The 19372-nt window shown below is 71.8% G+C and carries 16 protein-coding genes; 7 read left to right on the top strand and 9 right to left on the bottom strand.

Going from position 1 to position 19372, the window contains the following annotated elements:
* Window positions 1-105: 105 nt before the first annotated feature.
* Window positions 106-1416, bottom strand: coding sequence for a PQQ-binding-like beta-propeller repeat protein (locus V1633_RS16590; RefSeq protein ID WP_331215239.1), 1311 nt, complete (start codon window positions 1414-1416; stop codon window positions 106-108).
* 611 nt (window positions 1417-2027) lie between these two features.
* Between V1633_RS16590 and V1633_RS16585 the strand changes: the two genes are divergently transcribed.
* Window positions 2028-2657 carry an RlpA-like double-psi beta-barrel domain-containing protein gene (locus V1633_RS16585; RefSeq protein WP_331215238.1) on the top strand — a complete coding sequence of 210 codons (630 nt, stop codon included), beginning with the start codon at window positions 2028-2030 and terminating at the stop codon, window positions 2655-2657.
* A 197-nt stretch (window positions 2658-2854) separates the two neighbouring features.
* Here V1633_RS16585 and V1633_RS16580 read toward each other — a convergent pair whose 3' ends face one another.
* The 5 genes from V1633_RS16580 to V1633_RS16560 form a co-directional block, all read right to left on the bottom strand.
* The gene (locus V1633_RS16580) at window positions 2855-3307 is read right to left on the bottom strand and encodes a hypothetical protein (protein WP_331215237.1); all 453 of its coding nucleotides are present in this window, start codon (window positions 3305-3307) and stop codon (window positions 2855-2857) included.
* Between the two features lie 7 nt (window positions 3308-3314).
* Window positions 3315-4199 (bottom strand): hypothetical protein, encoded by an 885-nt coding sequence (locus V1633_RS16575; protein ID WP_331215236.1) that lies wholly within the window; start codon window positions 4197-4199, stop codon window positions 3315-3317.
* A 445-nt stretch (window positions 4200-4644) separates the two neighbouring features.
* The gene (locus V1633_RS16570) at window positions 4645-5346 is read right to left on the bottom strand and encodes a WXG100 family type VII secretion target (protein WP_331215235.1); all 702 of its coding nucleotides are present in this window, start codon (window positions 5344-5346) and stop codon (window positions 4645-4647) included.
* Window positions 5347-5377: 31 nt separating this feature from the next.
* Window positions 5378-5701 carry a type VII secretion target gene (locus V1633_RS16565; RefSeq protein ID WP_331215234.1) on the bottom strand — a complete coding sequence of 108 codons (324 nt, stop codon included), beginning with the start codon at window positions 5699-5701 and terminating at the stop codon, window positions 5378-5380.
* Between the two features lie 6 nt (window positions 5702-5707).
* On the bottom strand, window positions 5708-6055 hold the full coding sequence (locus tag V1633_RS16560) for a YbaB/EbfC family nucleoid-associated protein (RefSeq protein ID WP_331215468.1): 348 nt from the start codon (window positions 6053-6055) through the stop codon (window positions 5708-5710).
* Between the two features lie 644 nt (window positions 6056-6699).
* Here V1633_RS16560 and V1633_RS16555 point away from each other — a divergent pair.
* From V1633_RS16555 to V1633_RS16545, 3 genes are read left to right on the top strand one after another with little or no spacing between them, the layout of a single operon-like run.
* Complete coding sequence (locus V1633_RS16555) at window positions 6700-9120, top strand: NACHT domain-containing protein (protein WP_331215233.1); 2421 nt, start codon at window positions 6700-6702, stop codon at window positions 9118-9120.
* Window positions 9117-12695 (top strand): NB-ARC domain-containing protein, encoded by a 3579-nt coding sequence (locus V1633_RS16550; RefSeq protein ID WP_331215232.1) that lies wholly within the window; start codon window positions 9117-9119, stop codon window positions 12693-12695. Before V1633_RS16555 ends, V1633_RS16550 begins: the two co-directional genes overlap by 4 nt.
* 39 nt (window positions 12696-12734) lie before the next feature.
* On the top strand, window positions 12735-14123 hold the full coding sequence (locus V1633_RS16545) for a CHAT domain-containing protein (protein WP_331215231.1): 1389 nt from the start codon (window positions 12735-12737) through the stop codon (window positions 14121-14123).
* A 77-nt stretch (window positions 14124-14200) separates the two neighbouring features.
* Here the strand turns inward: V1633_RS16545 and V1633_RS16540 are convergent, their stop codons facing one another.
* The 3 genes from V1633_RS16540 to V1633_RS16530 all read right to left on the bottom strand — a co-directional run bounded on the left by V1633_RS16540 (window position 14201) and on the right by V1633_RS16530 (window position 16193).
* Window positions 14201-14959: an SRPBCC family protein gene (locus V1633_RS16540; protein WP_331215230.1), complete on the bottom strand. Its 759-nt coding sequence runs from the start codon at window positions 14957-14959 to the stop codon at window positions 14201-14203.
* Window positions 14960-15099: 140 nt separating this feature from the next.
* Complete coding sequence (locus V1633_RS16535) at window positions 15100-15564, bottom strand: DUF6069 family protein (RefSeq protein WP_331215229.1); 465 nt, start codon at window positions 15562-15564, stop codon at window positions 15100-15102.
* 5 nt (window positions 15565-15569) lie between these two features.
* Entirely contained in the window at window positions 15570-16193 is a 624-nt protein-coding gene (locus tag V1633_RS16530) for an ArsR/SmtB family transcription factor (RefSeq protein WP_331215228.1), read from the bottom strand.
* A 169-nt stretch (window positions 16194-16362) separates the two neighbouring features.
* Between V1633_RS16530 and V1633_RS16525 the strand changes: the two genes are divergently transcribed.
* The 3 genes from V1633_RS16525 to V1633_RS16515 all read left to right on the top strand — a co-directional run.
* Complete coding sequence (locus V1633_RS16525; protein WP_331215227.1) at window positions 16363-16740, top strand: YciI family protein; 378 nt, start codon at window positions 16363-16365, stop codon at window positions 16738-16740.
* A complete protein-coding gene (locus tag V1633_RS16520) occupies window positions 16737-18023 on the top strand; it encodes an RNA polymerase sigma factor (RefSeq protein ID WP_331215226.1) in 1287 nt (428 codons plus the stop codon). Before V1633_RS16525 ends, V1633_RS16520 begins: the two co-directional genes overlap by 4 nt.
* Before the next feature lie 549 nt (window positions 18024-18572).
* Window positions 18573-19372 (top strand): endo-1,4-beta-xylanase (locus V1633_RS16515; RefSeq protein WP_331215225.1); only part of this gene is annotated, 800 nt, incomplete at its 3' end.

The raw sequence follows: 19372 nt of genomic DNA, 5'->3' as shown, positions 1-19372 counted from the left end.
GATGGACGGGGTGGTCGGCCGGACAACCGGCCACCCCGTCGCCGCGTCACCCCGACCTGCGGTGGGCAGCCGGTGAGCGGACTGGTCCCAGCTGACGAACGCCTGTCACCCGATCACCGGGTAGCTGCTCGACCCCAGGTTGCCGCCGGGCCACGGGCCGATCGCCACGGAGTCGTTCACCACCGAGGGCGCGACTCCCGGTTGGGTCTCCCGGTCCGTACCGGTCCTGCCATCGAGGACGACGGGGCCGTTGTCGGTCCTTCCGTAGACGACGCCGTGCCAGGCGCCGGTCACGTAGGGAACGAGACGCGAGCCACCCTTCGTGATCGACCACAGCCAGGAGCCGGTCTGTGCGTCGAGCGCGCCCACCCAGTCGTTGCCGGAGCAGATTGTGATGGCCTGCTCGTCGTACACGCAGTCCTGCGGGTGCGGGGCCGGCGCATCGGGCTTGTCCTCGGTGACGGTCACCGCCCGTCCCGTCGCGATCTCCACAACCTCGACGTACCGCTTCCCGTCCGGTTCGGTGCGTCCCCGGACCACTGCCTTGGACGGGCCGGCCGCGAACACGTCGACCGAGTACGCGTCACGCGGCGACGCCCACCGCTGCCGGCCGGTTCGCGCGTCGATTCCGCGCACCTGGACCTTCGGCGTCTGCCCGGCTCCGGGTTGCTGGCCCGCGACCACTCCGGCCGCCACGGCCCGCCCCGCGAACCCGCGCATGCTCCACAGCACCTTGCGGCTGCCCAGATCCAGCGCGTACGTGTCGCCGCCTTCCGCCGACAGCGACGAGTCCGCGATCCGAACGATTCCCACCCCGTCGGCCACGCCCACGACCGAGACCTCGACGCCGTTCGCACTGCCGTTCTCGGGCCACCCCTCGACCGGGATCTCGGCGCGCCAGTCAGCCTTTCCGCTCTCCGGGTCGATTGCCACGACCTCGACCAGCGGACGGCCCGGCGTGGTGCCCTGTCCCGGCGACTCGCCGAGGAACGGCGCGAGCACGGTCGGCCGGCCTCCGACGGACGTGAGCGCCGGCAACACCGTCACCGTGCCGATCTTCGGCAGCGGGTACGTCGGCTTGATCACTTCCCGCACCGTGTTGGTGCGGACGTCGACCAGACGGATCTCGTCCTCGGAGGACGCCGTCGGTTTGCTGCCGTGGATCGGAACGACCGCCGTGGTGCCGTGCAGAAGCACCTCGTCCGCGTCCGTGGAGACCTCCAGTGGCGTGACGGCGGCGGCATCGAAGCGGGTGGGCGGGTCGAAGGACTTGAGCTCGACCGGCGGCCTCGACGTCGCGGAACTGATGCCGGGATCCACCGGTTCGATCGGCGTGAACGAACACCCACCGATCGCCGCCAGCAACAGCGCGGTTCCCGCGATCGACCGCATCGGCAGTCCCTTGTCGGCATTCACGATGGCCAACGTAGCAGGCGGGTGGTCACGCTCGATCAACCGTACGTGATCGGGGCGGACGGGCGGACCCTCACCGGCGCCCAGGGCCGGACGGTCTCGCTGAGCGCCACTCTGAGACGGCAGAGCACACATGCCACACGGCCGTGACTCCTCGGGCGAGGTACGACCTGACGGCGAAACCCGCGCCTACGAGTGCAGCCCGACCGACGTCGACATCGCGGGCATTCCCGTACTACTCGTCCACAGCCCGGGTTTCGGCGACGACACCATCGGGCACCGCGAGGGCGCGGTCGCCGTCTCCGAGGCGGTACGCGCGCTCCACATCGCCAGACGGCACCCCTCACACTTGGTCGACCGGACGCCACGAACAGGACCCTGCGCCACATCGATGGCCGGGGTACCGGTCCGGTAGCCGTACGCGTCGGGCGGTTCCCACCGCTGGCGGCGAGCATCGGTGGCAGTTAAGGAACATTTAGGGATTTGCACAAATCCGCCCGGAGTTCACCCACGTATCCATCGGCGGCTGCAACGGGCAGCAGACGACCGAGGGAGCAGTGTTTATGTACAGGCGAGGCAGGACGACCAGCCGGGCGCGGAAGATCCTCCTCGGCGTGGCCGCGACAGCCCTGCTCGGCGGCGCGTTGGCTGCCGGGACCGGACTGGGCAACGCGGGCGAGAACTGCACCGGTCTGGACACCGCGCTGCGTAACAACCTGAACTTCATCGCCGAGCAGCAGGCCAACCCGGACGCGCTCTCCGCCGATCGGATCGCCAACCGGCAGGCCGTGGTCGACCTCATCCAGCAGCGCCGGGCCACCGCCGGCTGCACCGCAGACGTACGGGCGGACGCTCCTGCCGCGCCGGCCGCCCCGCCGGAGGCCGGACCGGGCGAGCAACCGCCGAAGGCGCCCGCCGACCCGGACGGCGACGACGGAGCGGGCAGCGACAACTCCGGTGGCAACGGTTCGAACAGCGGCTCGTCCGGGACAGGCGAGGTCGTCTGCAAGGGCTCGACGGTCACCCTGTTCAACGAGGATGCCGGGCCGGCCGCGTCCAGCGGGGTCTTCCCGGTCGGCACCAAGCTCAAGGTCACGAACCTGGACAACAACAAGTCCGTCACGGTCACGGTGACGAGCCCGTCCGGAAGCTGCGTGCTGCTCAACAACGCGGCGTTCGAGCAGGTACGAGAGCCGGGCAAGTTCGTGATCCGGCGCCCAGTGGTCGAACGGCTGGGCGGCTGACGACTGGACGAGCGGTCGAGGGAGTCGCCAGTCGGGCGGCTCCCGTGCAGCTCCGGATGATGTCGTACGAGGCAGGGCGACGAGGGTGCGCCGGAGGCCTGGTTGCTCTTCGATCCGTCGGTCCGGGACGGACTCGCGCAGCGGCGGTTGCCTCGGTGCCGTGGAACGGTGGGGACGGACGGCGGGTCGGGTGAAGCTCAGGGTGACGTCGGCTCGTCCGGCCCTGCGGTCCGCTCGCCGGAACCGGTGGTGTGCTCCGTGGCCGCAGGCTTCCGGAACCGCGCCTGCCGGGCGGCCTCCACCTCGGCAACCGCCGCCCGCATATGATCGGCAAGTTCGGCAAGGAAGGCAGCCGCCCCAGCGTCCGTGGGGTCGTCGTCCAAGGGCCAGTTGCCTCTCCAGATCACTATGTGGGCGAGAGCGTTCGGTGGCTGCGGCTCCGCCAGCACCTGCTCTATCGCGGCAATCTGACCCCGGACATTTCGTACATTGTACGCCGCTGCACTACGGATGTCATCGATCACCTCGTCAAAGCCGTCAGCGTCCGCCAGGTACCCCGCAGCAAGATCGGTAACCACTTCCAGCGGAGTACGGGCATTGAGCTGCTCGGCACGCCTACGGGCCGACTCAGGCAACCGGGACAGATCCATTGCTGGCTCAACCTTTCGGGTTGGCGCTGGGGAATGCACTAAGGATATACGGCTCGGATGGATTGGAACCAGGCACGACTCTGATTCGAATCTCGACGTAGCTGGTCACGTGGTGATGGGCCTGCCGGGGCCCGGCGCCGTACGCCCCGTCGTTGTAGTACCCCTCGCCCACGCGGTTACCAAAGTCAAAGCCTCCGTCGTGTCTCCCGTTCACCGCCAACTCGTGACGGATTTGCTCCCAGTTCTGGTTTACATACTCGTTGATCGCCCTGTTCTGCACCGATGGGTCGTCCCATCGGAATGAATAAGTCGCGTGGTTGCCCCACGGTGGATCGCCGTAGATCCGGCCCTCGATCGTGGGGTCGGTGCCGGTCGGGTCGCGCTCCAGCCGTATGTCCGGACCGTGCCGTTCGTTGGTGTGCGGGTGGTCCCGGCCGGTCAGGTTGCCGTGTTGCGCGTCGTTGTTGGCGACGTCGAACCGGGGCGGCTCGTCGCCGAGTTGCTCGTAGGTTTCGACGTACCGCCGGACCTCGATCTCCGCTGCGGCGGCGTCAGCCCGGTCACCCGCCTGCGCAGGCGTCTCACCGTCGCGTGGCGTGGGATCCAGGTCGTCCTGCAACTCCTGGTCAGTCCGGTCAGCCGGTGTGTACGGCCCCTCGTTCCCGTCGCCCGAACCGCTGCCGTCACCATCGCCTGGGCTACCGCCGTCGTCCGAGCCGCCGCGACCAGGGCCAGAACCGTCGCCCGGCGGAGTACCGCCACCTCCGGTACCACCACCTCCGGAGCCGCCGCCATCCGTGCCGCCCGCACCGGTGCTGGCGCCGGCTCCCGAGGCGCCCGGCGTGCCAGCCAGCACGGGCGGGTTGCCGCCCGTGCCGAGCGCGGCGTCCATGCGCTGGCGCCAGTCCGGGATGTCGGCCGGCGAACCAGCCGGTGGTCCGCCCGGCCCCGCCGGCGAACCAGGGGACCCCGGTACGCCGGACGTCGCGGGGCCGGCGGGATTCGCGGTCGTGCCGGCCAGCGTCGGGTCCGTCGCTGATCCGGACGGCGGGGTACTCGGCGGTGTCCCCGGCACCAACGGCCCACCGCCAAATGACGCTCCCGGATCTGGGCGGCCCAGCCGCGCGGATTCGCCGACTGACTGCTGCCCCTGGCCGACGCTCTGCGCCGACGCCGGCCCGCGCTGCCGCCCCGGCGGTCTCCCGCTGCCGGTACCGCCCGTGGGGGTGTCTCCGCTGCCGGTAGCGCCGGTGGAGGTGTCCCCGCTGCCGGTGCCGCCCGTGGTGGGGGCGTCGCCGTCGCCGCCACGTGGCCCTCGGGGTCTGCTCATGGCCGGCTCACCCGTTCAGCAACCGGGTGAGGTTGGTCAGGCTGTTGACCAGGGCGGTGACGAAGCTGAGGATCCGCCCGGTCCACTTGACGACGGCAGCGGCGATCTGCGCGGCGATCACCGGGATCGTGACCACGAAGATCGCTTCGACGGCCCACACGATGACCCGCGCCACGAGATCCGCGATAAGGTCCCGGACGATGTCGCGGGTGGCGCGTACGAGATCTCCGGCTGCCTGGGTTGCCACCGCCATAGCTGCCGAAATCCCCGCCAGTCCGGCCAGCGCGTCCACGTTGTGGACCATGAGGTTCTGGTAGCTCTCGGCGGAACCGCCCTGCCAGTCTGGCAGGTCCCGGCCCAGGTGCCCGTTCAGGTCGTTGGCCATCCCCTGCAGTTCGGCCGCCATGTTGTTCCAGGTCGCCGAGTGCGAGGCCACCACGTCCGGCATACCGGTGAGCTTGTCGAGAATCTCCCGTAGCGGCTCGAAGTACTCCATCGCCCAACCGAGCCCGTTCGCCAGCAACGCACTGAACGGGTCCAGGACCGTTCCCGCGACCTCGAGCGCCAGCCCGGTACCGGCCAGGAGGTCGTCGACCCAACCCTCGCTGCGGATCGCGTCGACCAGGCCCTCGACGGAGTCCGCCAGCGAGGCCCCGGTCCACACCTCACGCGTCGACTCGACACCGGCGATGAGTGACGGGTCGGTCATCGAACCCGCCCCACCACGGTCGAGCCGGACCTCACCACGGTTGTCCCGTCGGCCGGTACGACGCGCCGATCCGCTGCGCGGCCCGGCCGTCAACGTTGTCGTACGCGTCCGCTGTCTGCCGCAGGGCCTGCACCACCAGGGACAAGTTCTCTTCGACGTAGGCGTACAGCTCGTCCTGGCGCACGTGCCGGCCCTCCAGCACCGCCGGAAGCCACTGGCACAGCAGTCCGTACGCCGCGTCGTTCCGCTCGATGTGCGCGCTGGCCGCCTTCACCGCACCGAAGCGGTGCTGGACCGCCTCGACGTTGCGCGCGTGTACGCGAATCTGATCCGCCGCGGCACGAAAACCGGTCACCGCGTCTCACCGCCACCGCGGCCGGTCGTCCTCGCCGCCCACCGTCGGGTCCGGCATCCGCAACTGCTGCCCCACCCGCTCAGCGATCTCGTAACCAGCCGGCGAATCCGTTCCCACCGTCTCGGCGATGATCTGCTGCGCGCGTTCACCCAACTGTCGCGCCGCTACCGCGATGGTCTGGATGACCGTCCTGGCCACCACGTCGGTCGAGACCTGCCTGGTTCGCTCACTGAGCCGCAGGTCAACCAACCGGCCGGTGGCGTCGATCGTCACCTCGACCAACCCGTCGTCGTCGGCTGCTGTCATCCGCGCGTCCCGAAGCCGGGCGCTCATGGACTCCGTGTCGACCGCCATCCGGTGGACACGCCCCCGCCACCGGGCGATCTCGTCATGTGCGCTGTCCGGATCCAGCAGACCACCCGCGCCCGGGTCACCACCCCACATACGATCCCCCGACGATCGTCGATCGTGAATGTCTGTCCGGCACGCTAGCAAATGGACGCGATCGAGCCGAGCCCTCGCCAGCCGGCTCCGACATGACCGGAGCGATGTCCCCAGCCACGCCTCCAATGTCCGGTGTCACGGCGAGGGCGGGTACCAACACTAGGCCGGCGACGAGGACGACCAACTTCGGACCGGGGTTGATCCGACTGTTGACATACCTGTGTACCGAAGCGTCGGCGCTGAACCAATACCGCCGGCGGAGCCGGCCGATGTCCTGGCCGGCGGCATCGCGACACCGTCGTCGCCGCGGCGCCCCGCGAAGAGTCGGCGACCCGACAGCCGGGGCGCGGGCCGCTCATCCGGACGGCTGATTTCCGATGTGTGAATGGCCGAGCATCGAACCACGTCACGCCGTGTTCGGGAACTAAAGGGACGCAATGGCTGGCCTGGCTTGCCCGCTCTCGCCATCATGGAACAACCAGAGGGGGAGAGACTCGATGCGCGCACGGATCCGATTGCTTCTGTACGTGGCGATAATTTTGATCTTTGCGACGATGGCCATCCTGTTCCGCCCCTGGCTCCTTCCGACGATCATCAACATCACGGCCGTCAGTACCGGGGCGCTGCTGATGTTCGTCCTCCTGGCGGTCGTCCGGCGCCGGCGGGCCGCCGCTCCGCCGGTCGCGGCCGTCCCCGGTGGTCTCGAACGGACCGCCGACAGTCCTCGGCACCAGCCGGTGATCCCCGCCGAGCTGCCGCCGCCGGGCCTGCTCGTCGGCCGCGACGACACGCTGGCCGAGATGTGGACGTACCTCTCGACGCCGGCCGAGGACCGGTCCGGACCCCGGTTGATCGTGCTGCACGGTGCCCGGGGTGTCGGCAAGACCGCCCTCGCCATCCACCTGGCCCACCAGGTCGCCGAGGAGTACCCGGACGGACAGCTGCTGTTCCGGTTCGACCGCGCCGACGTCACCACCCCGGAGGAGCGGCTCGCGGTCTTCGTCTGGGCACTGAACGGGCCGAAGGAACGCCAGCCCGCCCCGACGGAGTACCGCAGCTGGTACCACGAACGTACCCGGCGGCGTCGGGTCCTGGTCATCCTCGACGACGTGGAGTCGGCCGAGCAGATCCTGCCGCTGCTGCCCGCCGGTGGGCGCTGCCTCGCCGTCGTCACCGCGACGGGCGAGCTGCCGACCCTGCGGGAGTCGGTCCCGCACCTGTTCAGTGTGCCGGTCGGCCCATTGGAGACCCCGGCCGCGACCAAGCTGCTGGACGAACTCGTCGGCGGTGACCGGGTGCCGCAGGAGCCGACCCAGGCGGCCCGGATCGTGGCGGAGTCCGCCGGTTATCCGGTCGCGCTCTCCATCGCCGGTGCCGTCCTCGCCGGCCGTCGCAACTGGACACTGGAGGTCGCGGTACGACGGATGGAGGAGGCGGCGACCACCGGGCCGGGTGACCCGGACATCGCCTTCACCGGGGTCCTCGACCTGGCGTACGCCCTCCTCACCCGCGCCGAGCAGAACGCCCTCCTGGTGCTGGGCCTGGCCGACACCCGTCAGGTGCAGCCGTGGATGCTCGCCGCCCTGCTGCGCGGCCAACGCCCCGACGAGCAGGATCCGCCGGGTCTCGCCGCCCGGCTGCTCGACCGGCTGGCGCTGGCCCGGTTCGCCGAGCGGCAGGTCGACGACGAGTCCGGCGTCTCGGCGTACACGCTGCCCTGGTACGCCCAGGTCTACGCCGCGCGTCGGATGGGCACCGCGCTGGACCCGGAGACGCAGCAGCGCATCCGGGGAGCGCTGCGGACCGAGCGGGAGGGGCGGGTCGCCCGGGACCTCGAACGGCAGCTCGGCCAGACGGTCTACCAGCAACTGGACGAGGGCCGGCTCAACGAGGCGCTGGAGAGCGCCCGGGAGCTGCTGGCCTGGTGCCGCGAGGACGACGTACGGCGGGTCGACAGCCGGTCCGGCGCCACCACCCCGGCCAAGGTCCGGGAGGGTCTCGCCCTGGTCGCGCTCGGCGAGGTGGTGGCCGAGTTCGGCTGGATCGACGCCGCGGCGGCGTACGTCCGCGAGGCCCGGGAGCTGGGCAGCGGCTCGTTGCTGGTCCGGGCCCGCGCGTTGCGGCTGTCGGGCAGCCTGCGGCTGGGGCAGCGGCAGATCCCGGAGGCGGAGGCGGAACTCGGCGAGGCCCTGGAAGCCGTCCGGGAGGCCGGGGACGACGTGGAGCACATCCGGGTGCTCCGCGAGCAGATCGTGCTGCAGGCGCTCCGGGGCGACTGCGCACAGGGCCGGCGGTACGCCGCACAGGCCAAGCAGCTGTGTGCGCCGCAGAGTTCGGCCGCCCGTCGCGAACTGCCGGGGATCCTGCTGGCGCACGGGGTGGTCGAGCAGATGTGCGCGGATCCGGAACGGGCGCGGGAGCTGTTCTCCGAGGCGGAGAAACTGACCGCCGATCCCGCCGCCCACCAGCAGTTGCGGTGCTGCTGGATCCGTCTCCAGCATGCCCGGCTGCTGCTCCAGGAGGAGAAGTTCGACCAGAGTCGGGAATTCGCCATCACCGCGCTGTCCGGCTTCACCCGGTTGGAACACCGTTACGGCGCCGGGCACGCCCGGCTGGAACTCGGTCGGGCGTACCTGGCGGAACAGAACCTCGAACGGGCCATTCCGCTGCTGGAGGAGAGCCACGGCACGTTCCGGCGCTGCGGTGACCGGTGGATCATGACGGACGCCGCGACCGCCCTGGCCCAGGCGTACCACCTCGCCGACCGGGTCCAGGAGGCGAGCGCCCTGCTCAAGGCCGCCAAGCAGACGTACACCAGGGTCGGCGACGCGTACGGGCACTGGCTCGCGGCCCGACTGCTCTGGGAGGTGGAGTCCGAACTGCGTGACGAGCCGACCGAGGCGGGCGGCAGCCCACCAGGTGGCGGCCCGTCCCGTACCCGTCGACCCCACGCGACGACCGTCGCCGCGAGATGACGGCGAGGGACCGGGGACGATCGGCCGAGCCGGTATCACTACGCGTCCGGCTCCAGCGGCTCCGGCGCCGTGCGCACTGGCTCCGGCTGTGGGCGGGCGCCATCTTCACCGGTCTCTCGGTTGTGCTCAGCACGCTCTACGAGAACATCCCGACCGGCTGGCAGTACGTCGCGCTCAGCGCGCTGAGCGTGTTCGGCGCCGTCACCGTACTGCTGCTCGAACCTCCGGAGGCGCTGGAGTCCAGCAAACCGCTGGTCCCCCGGGAGCCTCGCGCCACGCCGCCCCGGGCCGCCGGCCGGCCGACACCGTCGGCCGGGTCACGCCGTCCGAGCGGGTCGGGGCGTCCGAGCGGGTCGGGGGCCCGGCGGGGGCAACCGCCGGGCAGCCGCCGGGAGGAGGTACGAGGGTGGCTGGCCGGGTCGACCGGCCTGGCCTGGCTCGCCCGGCGGTGGTTCGGCCGGTGGCGCTTCGGCCGCTGGCGGATCGAGGCCGTGCCCACCCTGCCGGCCCGGGACGACCTGTTCCGGGGCCGCGCCGAGGAACTGGCGGACCTGCGCGAGCAGCACGAGGCGCAGCGGGCGGCCCGGCCGGAACCGCCCCGCCGGTCGTGGTGGCGCCGGCGACGCCCGGCACAGGGCCAACCGGCGACCGGTCCGGTGGTGCTGCGGGTGCACGGCATGCCCGGGGTCGGCAAGAGCGCGCTCGTCGACGCGTTGGCCCGGGACCTGGCCGCGCAGTATCCGGACGGCCAGGTGTACGTCAGCCTCGGCACCGGCAGCGCCGACCGGCCGCCGCACGAGATTCTCCAGGAGCTGCTGCTCGCCCTCGGCTGGCAGGTCGGTGAGATGCCGCCGACCACCGAGGCCCGGGCCGTGGTCTTCCGCTCCCTCACCGCCCGGAAACGGATGCTGTTCATCCTGGACGCCGCGCGCAGCGCCGAACAGGTGCAGTTGGTCATGCCGAACTCGCCGGCCACCGCCGTGCTGATCACCAGCCGTCGTGACCTGCTCTGGCCGGACCACCTGCCGGCGCCGTCGTACCACCTGGCACCGCTGGACGACGACGGCGCGCTGGAGATGTTCGCCGCGGTCTCCGGCGTACCGGACGGGGTGCGTCCGGAATGCGTCGCGGAGATCATGAACTACTGCGCCGGCCTGCCGCTGGCCATCCGCGCCGCCGCCGAACGGGTGGCCGAGGACCGTGCGGACGCCTGCCAGGTCGCGGGCCTGCTCCGGGAGGAGCGGTCCCGGCTCGGCTGGCTGGTCCGACCCGGACGCCCGCTGCGGCGGCACCTGCGGACCGAGTACGAGCGGCTCCTCCCCCAGGAACAGACCGCGCTGGCGCTGCTCGCCCTGATCCCGTCGGCCACCTTCGTACCGTGGGTACTGACCCCGATGATGCGGCTGCCCGGCGGTGAGGCGGACGCGCTCGTCGACCGGCTGGCCACCGCGCAACTGCTGCAGGACCACGGGATGGACCACACCTCGCGGGTCGCCAGGTACGGCCTGCACCCGCTGGTCCGACTCTTCGCCACCGAGCAGGCCGCCCGGATGCCCCGGGCCGACGTCGAGGCCGCCTTCGCCCGGCTGGACGAGGCGTACCTGGAGGTCGTCGCCGCGGCGCTGGCCGTACTGGAGGCAGACTTCGCCGCCATCGAGGCGCCCCGGTGGCTGTCGGCCAACTCGACACTGCCGAAACGGATCGCGGACAGCCCGCAGCAGTGGGTACGACTCGAGTACCCGAACCTGCTCCGGCTGGTCGGAACGGCGGACACCCCGGACCGGATCCGCTGGCGGATCGGCGCCTGGCTGGACGGGTGCGTACCGGCGAACGTCTCCACTGCCGAGACCCTGGACGCGTACCGGAGCGCGAGTCAGGCCGCCGAACGGGAGCAGGACTGGCTCGGTCTGGTCGACGTCCTGCTCGCCGCCGGGACGTACCTGGTCGCGGTGGAGCGGTACCGGGAGGCCGAGGAGACCTTCAACCGGGCGACGACGTTCTGCGAGCGGCTGCGGCTCGACGCCCCGGACGACGACTCACCGGAGGCCCGGAAGGCGGCGCTGCGGCTCGCCACCGCCCGACGCAAGATCGGCGAGGCGTTCATGCAGGCCGCCCGGTACCGGGAGGCGATCGACGCGCTGGAGGACGCGCACCGTCACGCGGTGGCCGTCGACGACCAGGGTGAGCAACGACTGGTCCGGGTACTGCTCGGCGAGGTGCACCACGTCGACACCCCCGAGGCGGCGAAGGACGAGCTGCTCGACCCCCGGATCCCCGACGCCACCCGCTACCGGATCCTGCTCTCGCTGGCCGAGGCCGCACGTCGGCGCGGTGACTGGAACAGCGCGGACGCGTACTTCGGCGAGACCCTCCAGTTCGTGGCGAGTGACCAGCGCCGCAAGGCGACGGTGCAGTACCGGCTGGCGCGGTCGCTGCTCGGTCGGGCCATGGCCGAGGACGGCGACGGGCGGGCGGTGGCGGAGGACGGCGACGGGCCGACCGAGGCCTGGGCGGCGGTACGCGCCGTCCGGCGGGCCGCCGCCGCCGCGGTCACCTTCCAACGGATGGGCAACCCGATCGGCGAGGTGCGCACGTACTGCCTGCTGGCCCGGACCGTGCTCGCGCTGGACTGGTGGGTGGAGGCGGACCGGCTCGCCCACGTGGCCGCCGGCAAGCTCGACCTGTTGCACGTCCGGGGCGAGCCGGCCGCGGTGCTCGCCGCGCTCGCCGCCCGGCTGGACCGGGTACGCGGCGAGATCCGGCTGCGGGCCGGCGACCGCGAGGCGGCCCGGCACCTGCTGATGACCTCCGTGGCGACCTTCGCCGAGCAGGAGGACTGGGCGGCGCTCCGGGACGTCCTGCGAATCCTGGAACACGACCAGGCCAGCGGCCGTGAACCGCTGCTCGCCGGCCGGGAGTTCCCGACCGGGCTGCCGCGTCCGGAACTCCCGGCCCCGTACGCCGCGTTTCCCACCGACCGGGTCAGCCTCTCGGCGGCCAGCACCGAGTCGCTGACCGCCCGGGTCACCAGCTCGGTCACCGGGCGGCTGCGGGACGAGATCCGGCAGGCGCTGGCGCCGGCGCCGGCCGTGGCGTTCCGGGGCGCGGTCGGCGTACAGCTGAGCGGGCCGGCCACCGTGGCCGTGTCGGGTACCGGTCCGGAGCCGGTCTGGCAGGCGCCGGTCGGCGAACGCTGCGAACTCACCGTGGTCGTCGCGACCGGGCAGCGGCCGTACGCGCTCGGCGAGCATCCGGTGCTCGAGCCGCCCTCGGTCTGGCGACCCGCGGCGGCGGCCGGTACGGCGGCGCCGGAGGTCGAGCTCAACGTGCTGATCGACGCGCCGTTTGTCGAGGTGTCCCGGCCGGAGCTGACCGTCACCTGCCCGGTCAACAACGCTCAGGTCCGGCACCACACCGAGCTGGTCTTTCCCGAGGCCGGCGAGCACGAGGTGCGGATCGTGCTGCTCTCCTCGGCCCGCCTGGTGCAGTCGCTGCCGATCCAGGTCAAAGCGGTGTCGGACGGCGCCTCGACCCGTCTGGTGCCGTCGACCGGTCCGGAGCACGGCGACGGGTGAACGACGGCGACCGGTCCGGACCGGACGGGAGGGTCACGGATGAGCGACGGAACCAGCGGCGGGGTGCACCGCGCCGACCACCGGACGAACCACCGGCCCACGGTGCGGGTCTACACGGGGGAGCGCGAGGGTGCGCTTTGGCTCGACCTGGAGGCGCCGGGCGTCGGGGCGACCCTGACCGTCCGGCTCGCCCCGCTCGGCGAGGTACGCCAGCACGGCGCGAAGCTGAACGCCGGCCTCGGCCGGATTCTGCGGGAGCACCGGGGGCGGGTCGACGCACCCGTGCCGGCCGACCCGGAGGAGAGGGCGCGCCGGAACCTGGTGGCGGCCGGCGACAGCCTGGCGGCGCTCGGCGCGTACGGTCGGGCGTTTCTCTTCGACGTGTTGACGGATCCGCAGAACGACTCGCGCCGACTGGTCGAGTTCCTGCGTACCGCCTGTCCGACCTGGCGCGTCCGGTCGGGTGAGCCGCCGCTGATCCACGTCATCACCCGGTCGGACCACGTCTTCCCGTGGGAGTTGCTGCCGCTGTTCGAACCGGCCCGCCCGCCACGGGTACGGGACCAGCCGGAGCTGGAGCAGGCCGCGCTCGCCTTTCCCGGTTACGCCGCCGTGGTGGAGCGCCGGGACCGGGACGACGTGCAGTGGAATCTGGACCTCGCTGGCTGGGACCGGCTGCCGCTCCGGATGGTCTACCACGCCGGCTATCCGGGGGCCCGGCAGGAGCTGGACTTCTTCCGGGGCCGGGGCGACCAGCTCCGGCTGGAGGGGCCGTACCCGGGTGACGTGGGCAAGCCCGACGCGCCGAGCCTGGCCGCGCAGCTGTGTGACCCGGCGCTCGGCGTCGACGGCAGTCGGGGCGTACCGGCCGACCAGGTCCTGCACTTCGCCTGTGACTGTGAGGCCCGGCCGGAGGACCCGGACGGGCACGGCTACCTGCTCGCCGACGAGCAGCGTCGGGAGCTGCGGGTCCTGCTGCGTGAGTTGAAGAGCGACCTGGTGGAGCACTGGGCCGCCCAGGGTCCGGGGCGGGTGGGTACGCACCGGACCGACAAGCCGCTGGTGTTCCTCAACGCCTGCGGTACGGCGGTGATGGACCCGCACAGTGCGATCTCGCTGCTCCAGCCGTTCCAGCGCAACGGCAACCGGGGCGTCATCGGCACCTCGGCGAACATCCCGGACGGGACGGCAGCCGTGATGAGCCGGTGGTTCTACACGGGTCTGCTCACCGGTTCCACGGTGGGGCAGGCGTTGCACGAGGCGAAGTGGCGGCTGCTCCAGGACCGGGGCAGTGTGCTCGGACTGCTGTACTCGTTGCACGGGCTCGCCGGCATGCGGATCACGCCGGTGCCGGTGCCGGCCCGCCGACGGACCGGGGGATCCGAAGATCCGGACGGTCGACGGGGACCGGCACCTGACCAACCCTGAGCGGCCGGGGCCGGGTCGCGACCGACCGGCAGCGGGACGGCCAGGGGCTGGGTCGCGACCGACCGGCAGCGGGACGGTCAGCCGACGGGAAGCCGGTCCAGCCACTCCTGCCAGGCCTGCTCGGTCCGGGCCGGGTCGGGGTCGGCGGCGAAGATGTGGTGTCCGACGACCAGGGCGTTGCCCCGTTCGGTGCCGGAGTGCAGGAACCGGTAGATCGCGTCGTCGGTGCGGACCCCGAAGTACGTCGGCAGGCCGACGAGGTCGACCACCCCGTCGATCGGCGGCAGTCCCGGCACGGTCAGCCGGGCCGGCACGCCCTCGGTGACCGGGCCGGTGACGCCGAACGCGCCGGTGACGGCGGCCCACACCTGGTCGGGGTGTCCGGCGCCGGGGCGGAACGCGGTGACCGGGGTGGCGCTCCGGCCGGGGAAGTGGGCCACGTACGCGGCCAGGCTGCCCAGGTACATGTCCCAGCCGACCCGCATCGCCTCGTACTCGGTTTCCCAGTTGTCTCCGAGCACGCCGCTCTGCACCATCCGGAGCACCGTGCTGCCCTGGTCGCGGCCCTCGATGAGGTACTCGGTGGCGAGGAACGTGCCGTCGGGGCCAGGCTCGGTCCGGCTCGCGAACCGCTTGCCGGGCTCCCAGCCGGTCACCGTCGCCTCCGCGACCTGGCCGAGCATCGACAACCGCGTCCGACCGCCCTCGCGGGGCTCGACCTCGCTGCGCCCCATGAACCAGGAGTCGATGCCCGGACCGGTGGCGATCGCCGCCCAGACCTCTTCCGGCGTCGCGGCCAGCTCGACGGTCTTCTGCAGTTCGAATTGGTGTCCCATAACGGTGTGTTTCCGTCCTTTCGGAAGATCGTGCCGGGTCTGGTTGTCCCGGTGGACGTTCCAGGCCCGGCACGCGCTGTTCGCTGTCGCTGGTGCGGATGTCGGGGTGGCGGCTGCGGGATGTGCCGGTGGAGGCGGGGTCAGCGGGCGCGGCCGGCCCGGTGGCGCAGCATCGGGGCCAGCGCGACCGCGACCGCGACGTGGATCAGGCAGAGCATGATCCGGGTGTCCGTGCTGGCCCGCTCGAGGAAGACCGGAACGAACGAGGCCAGCAGGACCACGCCGGCCAGCGCGCTCCAGATCACCCTGGCGTGCCGGGTGAACCGCTCCAGCAGCGCCAGCGTGCCCCAGCCGAGTAGGCCGAAGAGCAGGGCGAAGACCGCGATCTCCGGCAGGATCAGCGGGTGCGGCACCGGGTTGTTCGGCGCGACGAGCACGAAGTCGGTGCCGGCCGCGCGGGCGACCAGGTAGAGCAGGCTGCTGGACACGACGGCGGCGCCGACACCGAGGGCGCGCTGCCGGCGGCGGCCGCGTGCCGTGGTGGGCTCGGCGGTCCGGACGGTCCGGGCGATCGGGTACGTCGAGATGGCTGCGGGGCTGGTCATGTCACTCACTCCTCGGTGGTGTCGTCGTCTGTGGACCGGGTGGGTGCGGGGTCGGCGCTGGGGTGCAGGGCGAGCAGCACCCGGTGCTCGCGGCCGCCGGGCGCCTTTTCGTCGTGGTACTTGCTGACCAGGGCGGTGAGGGTGGCGGCGAGTTCCTCGGCGAACGCGGCCCGGTCGGTGGCGGAGGCGAACCGCACCCGGCCGTCGACGGCGAACGTGGCGACCCGTTTCCCGGCCCGGTCGGCGCCGGTGATCAGCGCGCCGACGTCCTGGACGAGTCGGGCGGCCAGCGCCAGCAGCCAGCGTGCGGAGAGCCGGTCCGGCGCCTGGGCCGCCGGGTCGGGGCGTACGGCGGCCAAGGCGACCGGCGAGATCACGTACGACGCCGCGGTGGCCCGCATGACCCGTTCGGTCATGTTGCCCTTGCGGCGTTCCTCGACAAGCTCGATCAGGCCGTGCTGCTCCAGTGCCCGGAGGTGGTAGTTCACCTTCTGCCGGGCCAGACCGACCCGGGACGCCAGCGTCGCCGCCGATGCCGGTTCGGTGAGGGCGGCCAGCAGGCGGGCCCGGATCGGGTCCAGTGACACCTCGGCCGCTGTCGGGTCCTCGATCACCGCGATTTCGAACATGCCCATACTCTTCCACCGACAATCGCTCCCGTCAAGACAAGAATTTTTGTCGGTGGTCCGGATCGAGGTCACGACAATCGGATCCGGCCGGTGTGTCGATTCCGGCCCGGTCCGTTCGTCGTCAGGCTGGGAGGCGATCGCCCCCGACGACGACCCGAGGGAGACAACCGTGAAGTACCTGTTCCTGCTCTACGGTGACCCGGCCGGCGACCCGGCCGAGCCGGCGGCGGTCCAGGCCGAGATCGACTCCTACTGGGCCTACGACAAGGCACTCGCGGACGCCGGTGCCCTGCTCGACAGCCAGGCGTTGCAGGGCACCGAGACCGCGACCTGTGTCCGGGTCGGCGCCGACAGCGGGCGCACCGTCACCGACGGGCCGTTCGCGGAGACCCGGGAGATCCTCGGCGGCTACTACCTGGTGGACCTGCCCGACCTGGACGCCGCCGTGGACTGGGCCGCCCGCTGCCCGGCCGCGTCGCGCGGCACGGTCGAGATCCGGCCGGTCATGGAGTTCGACAAGCCGGACTGGTGGACCGACCCGGCGTGACCGAGACGCACGCCGTCGAGCGGGTCTTCCGCGAGGAACACGGCCGACTGCTCGCCACCCTGGTCCGGCAGTTCGGCGACCTCGACCTCGCCGAGGAGGTCGCCTCCGACGCCATCGAGGCGGCCCTTCGGCACTGGCCCGCGCACGGGGTACCGACACGTCCGGCGGCGTGGCTGCTCACCACCGCCCGCCGCCGGGCCGTCGACCGGCTGCGACGCGACCAGGCGTACGCGGCCCGGCTCGCCGTACTCCAGGTCGAGGCGGAACGGGACGGGCCGGCGGTCTCCACCGACGACCCGGACGACGTACCCGACGAGCGGCTGCGGCTCTTCTTCACCTGCTGCCATCCGGCACTGCCCGAGGCGGCCCGGGTCGCGCTGACCCTGCGTCACCTGGCCGGGCTCACCACCCCGGAGGTGGCCCGGGCGTTCCTGGTTCCGGTGCCGACCATGGCCCAACGCGTGGCCCGGGCCAAGCGGAAGATCCGTCAGGCGCGCATCCCGTTCCGGGTACCGGACGTCGACCAACTTCCGGTCCGGCTCCCCACCGTGCTCCAGGTGATCTACCTGATCTTCACCGAGGGGTACGCCACGAGCGCCGGCCCGCGACTGGTCCGGGTCGACCTCGCCGACGAGGCGATCCGGCTGGCCCGGCTGCTGCACCGGCTGCTGGCCGGGCAGCGGGAGGTCGCCGGACTGCTCGCCCTGCTGCTCCTGGTCGACGCGCGCCGGGCCGCCCGGACCACACCCGACGGCGACGTCGTCCTGCTCGCAGACCAGGACCGGACGCGCTGGGATTCGACGCGGATCACGGAGGGACGACAACTCCTGCTCGCCGCGCTCGGCGGGGAGCCCGGCGCGGGGACACGTGGGCAGCCCGGCCCGTACGCGGTGCAGGCCGCCATCGCCGCACTGCACGACGAGGCGGCGGACCTGGCGAGCACGGACTGGCCACAGGTGGTGGCGCTCTACGACGTACTGGCCCGGGTGGCACCGTCACCGGTCGTCGAACTGAACCGGGCGGTCGCGGTCGCGATGCGGGACGGCCCGTCGGCGGGGTTGGCCCTGCTCGACGACCTCGACCGGAGCGGGCGGCTGGCCGCGTACCACCTGCTGCCCGCCGCCCGGGCGGACCTGTTGCGCCGACTCGGCCGCGACGCGGAGGCCGCGACGGCGTACCGACAGGCCCTTGACCTGGTCGGCAACGAGCCGGAACGCAGGTTCCTGCGGCGGCGGCTCGCGGAGGTGGAGGCGGCCCTGCCGCCGACCGGGACCGACGGTTAGTTCCGGAAATTTTCATCGAACATGTGCGCTGCGTGTCGCCGGGCAGTCCCATGCCGGCGCACCGGAGCTGACCAGCGACTCAGCGCCGACAGCTGACGGATCAGCGGACTTTCGACCCGCCGGGCCGCACCGTTCGACCAGATCGGGCCAACAGCCGGCCCGTTGAAGTTTCGGAATTCTTTCGTTAGCATCCCGAAATCGAGTCGTGTCGATGAGGTCCGCGCGGTGGAGACCGGCATCCGGGCACCGGACCACGCGCGGAAGGGCTACCTCGCGCCACCGTATCGGGCGGCTGACCTGCCGCGCCGGGGTGCCGGCGTACGCCACCTCGACCGACCCGAACCGCCTGAGGAGGAACCATCGCCCGAGGTACCCGGCCCCACCGCCCCGCGGCCGGGGGCAACTCACGCAGATCGACCGCACCTGCTGAGCGGGCACCACGGCAGGCGGTAGCCCGTCACACCCCGCCCACCACACCACCTTCGAGAGGCACGAACCATGAGCAACGTATTCCCGCCAACGGGTAGACGCCCGAAGTTGCGGCAAGGTATGCGGGTCCTGCTCGTCTCGGCCGCCGCCGCGTTGGTCGCCACCGGTACCGCGATCACGTTCGCCGGCTCCGCCAGCGCCGCGACCACCCTCGGCGCCTCCGCCGCCGAACGTGGCGGACGCTACTTCGGCACCGCCGTGGCCGCGAACAAGCTCAGCGACAACACCTACGTGACCATCCTGAACCGCGAGTTCAACCAGGTCACGGCCGAGAACGAAATGAAGATCGACGCGACCGAGCCGCAGCAGAACCAGTTCACGTTCACCAACGCGGACCGGATCGTCAACCACGCGACCAGCCGCGGCTGGAAGGTCCGCGGCCACACCCTCGCCTGGCACTCCCAGCAGCCCGGCTGGATGCAGAGCATGAGCGGCACCGCGCTGCGCTCCGCGATGCTCAACCACGTCACCCGGGTCGCCACCTACTACCGGGGCAAAATCGACTCCTGGGACGTGGTGAACGAGGCGTTCGCCGACGGCAACGGCGGCGGCCGCCGTGACTCCAATCTGCAACGCACCGGGAACGACTGGATCGAGGCCGCGTTCCGCGCCGCCGACGCCGCCGACCCCAACGCCAAACTCTGCTACAACGACTACAACACCGACAACTGGACCTGGGACAAGACCCAGGCCGTCTACCGCATGGTCCAGGACTTCAAGCAGCGCGGCGTGCCGATCGACTGCGTCGGCTTCCAGTCGCACTTCAACAGCGGCTCGCCGTACCCCAGCAACTACCGCACCACACTGTCCAGCTTCGCCGCCCTCGGCGTCGACGTACAGATCACCGAACTGGACATCGA

This window comes from Plantactinospora sonchi (assembly GCF_036422035.1).
GTDB lineage: Bacteria > Actinomycetota > Actinomycetes > Mycobacteriales > Micromonosporaceae > Plantactinospora > Plantactinospora sonchi.
The sequence above is the reverse complement of the archived record's forward strand: the minus strand, read 5'-3'. Positions and strand labels throughout refer to the sequence as shown.

Excerpts from the sequence above, each read along its gene's own strand:
- V1633_RS16580 (WP_331215237.1), bottom strand. The coding sequence starts at position 3,307 with ATGGATCTGTCCCGGTTGCCTGAGTCGGCCCGTAGGCGTGCCGAGCAG.
- V1633_RS16575 (WP_331215236.1), bottom strand. The coding sequence starts at position 4,199 with ATGGACGCCGCGCTCGGCACGGGCGGCAACCCGCCCGTGCTGGCTGGC.
- V1633_RS16570 (WP_331215235.1), bottom strand. The coding sequence starts at position 5,346 with ATGACCGACCCGTCACTCATCGCCGGTGTCGAGTCGACGCGTGAGGTG.
- V1633_RS16560 (WP_331215468.1), bottom strand. The coding sequence starts at position 6,055 with ATGGCGGTCGACACGGAGTCCATGAGCGCCCGGCTTCGGGACGCGCGG.
- V1633_RS16555 (WP_331215233.1), top strand. The coding sequence starts at position 6,700 with ATGGCCATCCTGTTCCGCCCCTGGCTCCTTCCGACGATCATCAACATC.
- V1633_RS16550 (WP_331215232.1), top strand. The coding sequence starts at position 9,117 with ATGACGGCGAGGGACCGGGGACGATCGGCCGAGCCGGTATCACTACGC.
- V1633_RS16545 (WP_331215231.1), top strand. The coding sequence starts at position 12,735 with ATGAGCGACGGAACCAGCGGCGGGGTGCACCGCGCCGACCACCGGACG.
- V1633_RS16540 (WP_331215230.1), bottom strand. The coding sequence starts at position 14,959 with ATGGGACACCAATTCGAACTGCAGAAGACCGTCGAGCTGGCCGCGACG.
- V1633_RS16535 (WP_331215229.1), bottom strand. The coding sequence starts at position 15,564 with ATGACCAGCCCCGCAGCCATCTCGACGTACCCGATCGCCCGGACCGTC.
- V1633_RS16530 (WP_331215228.1), bottom strand. The coding sequence starts at position 16,193 with ATGTTCGAAATCGCGGTGATCGAGGACCCGACAGCGGCCGAGGTGTCA.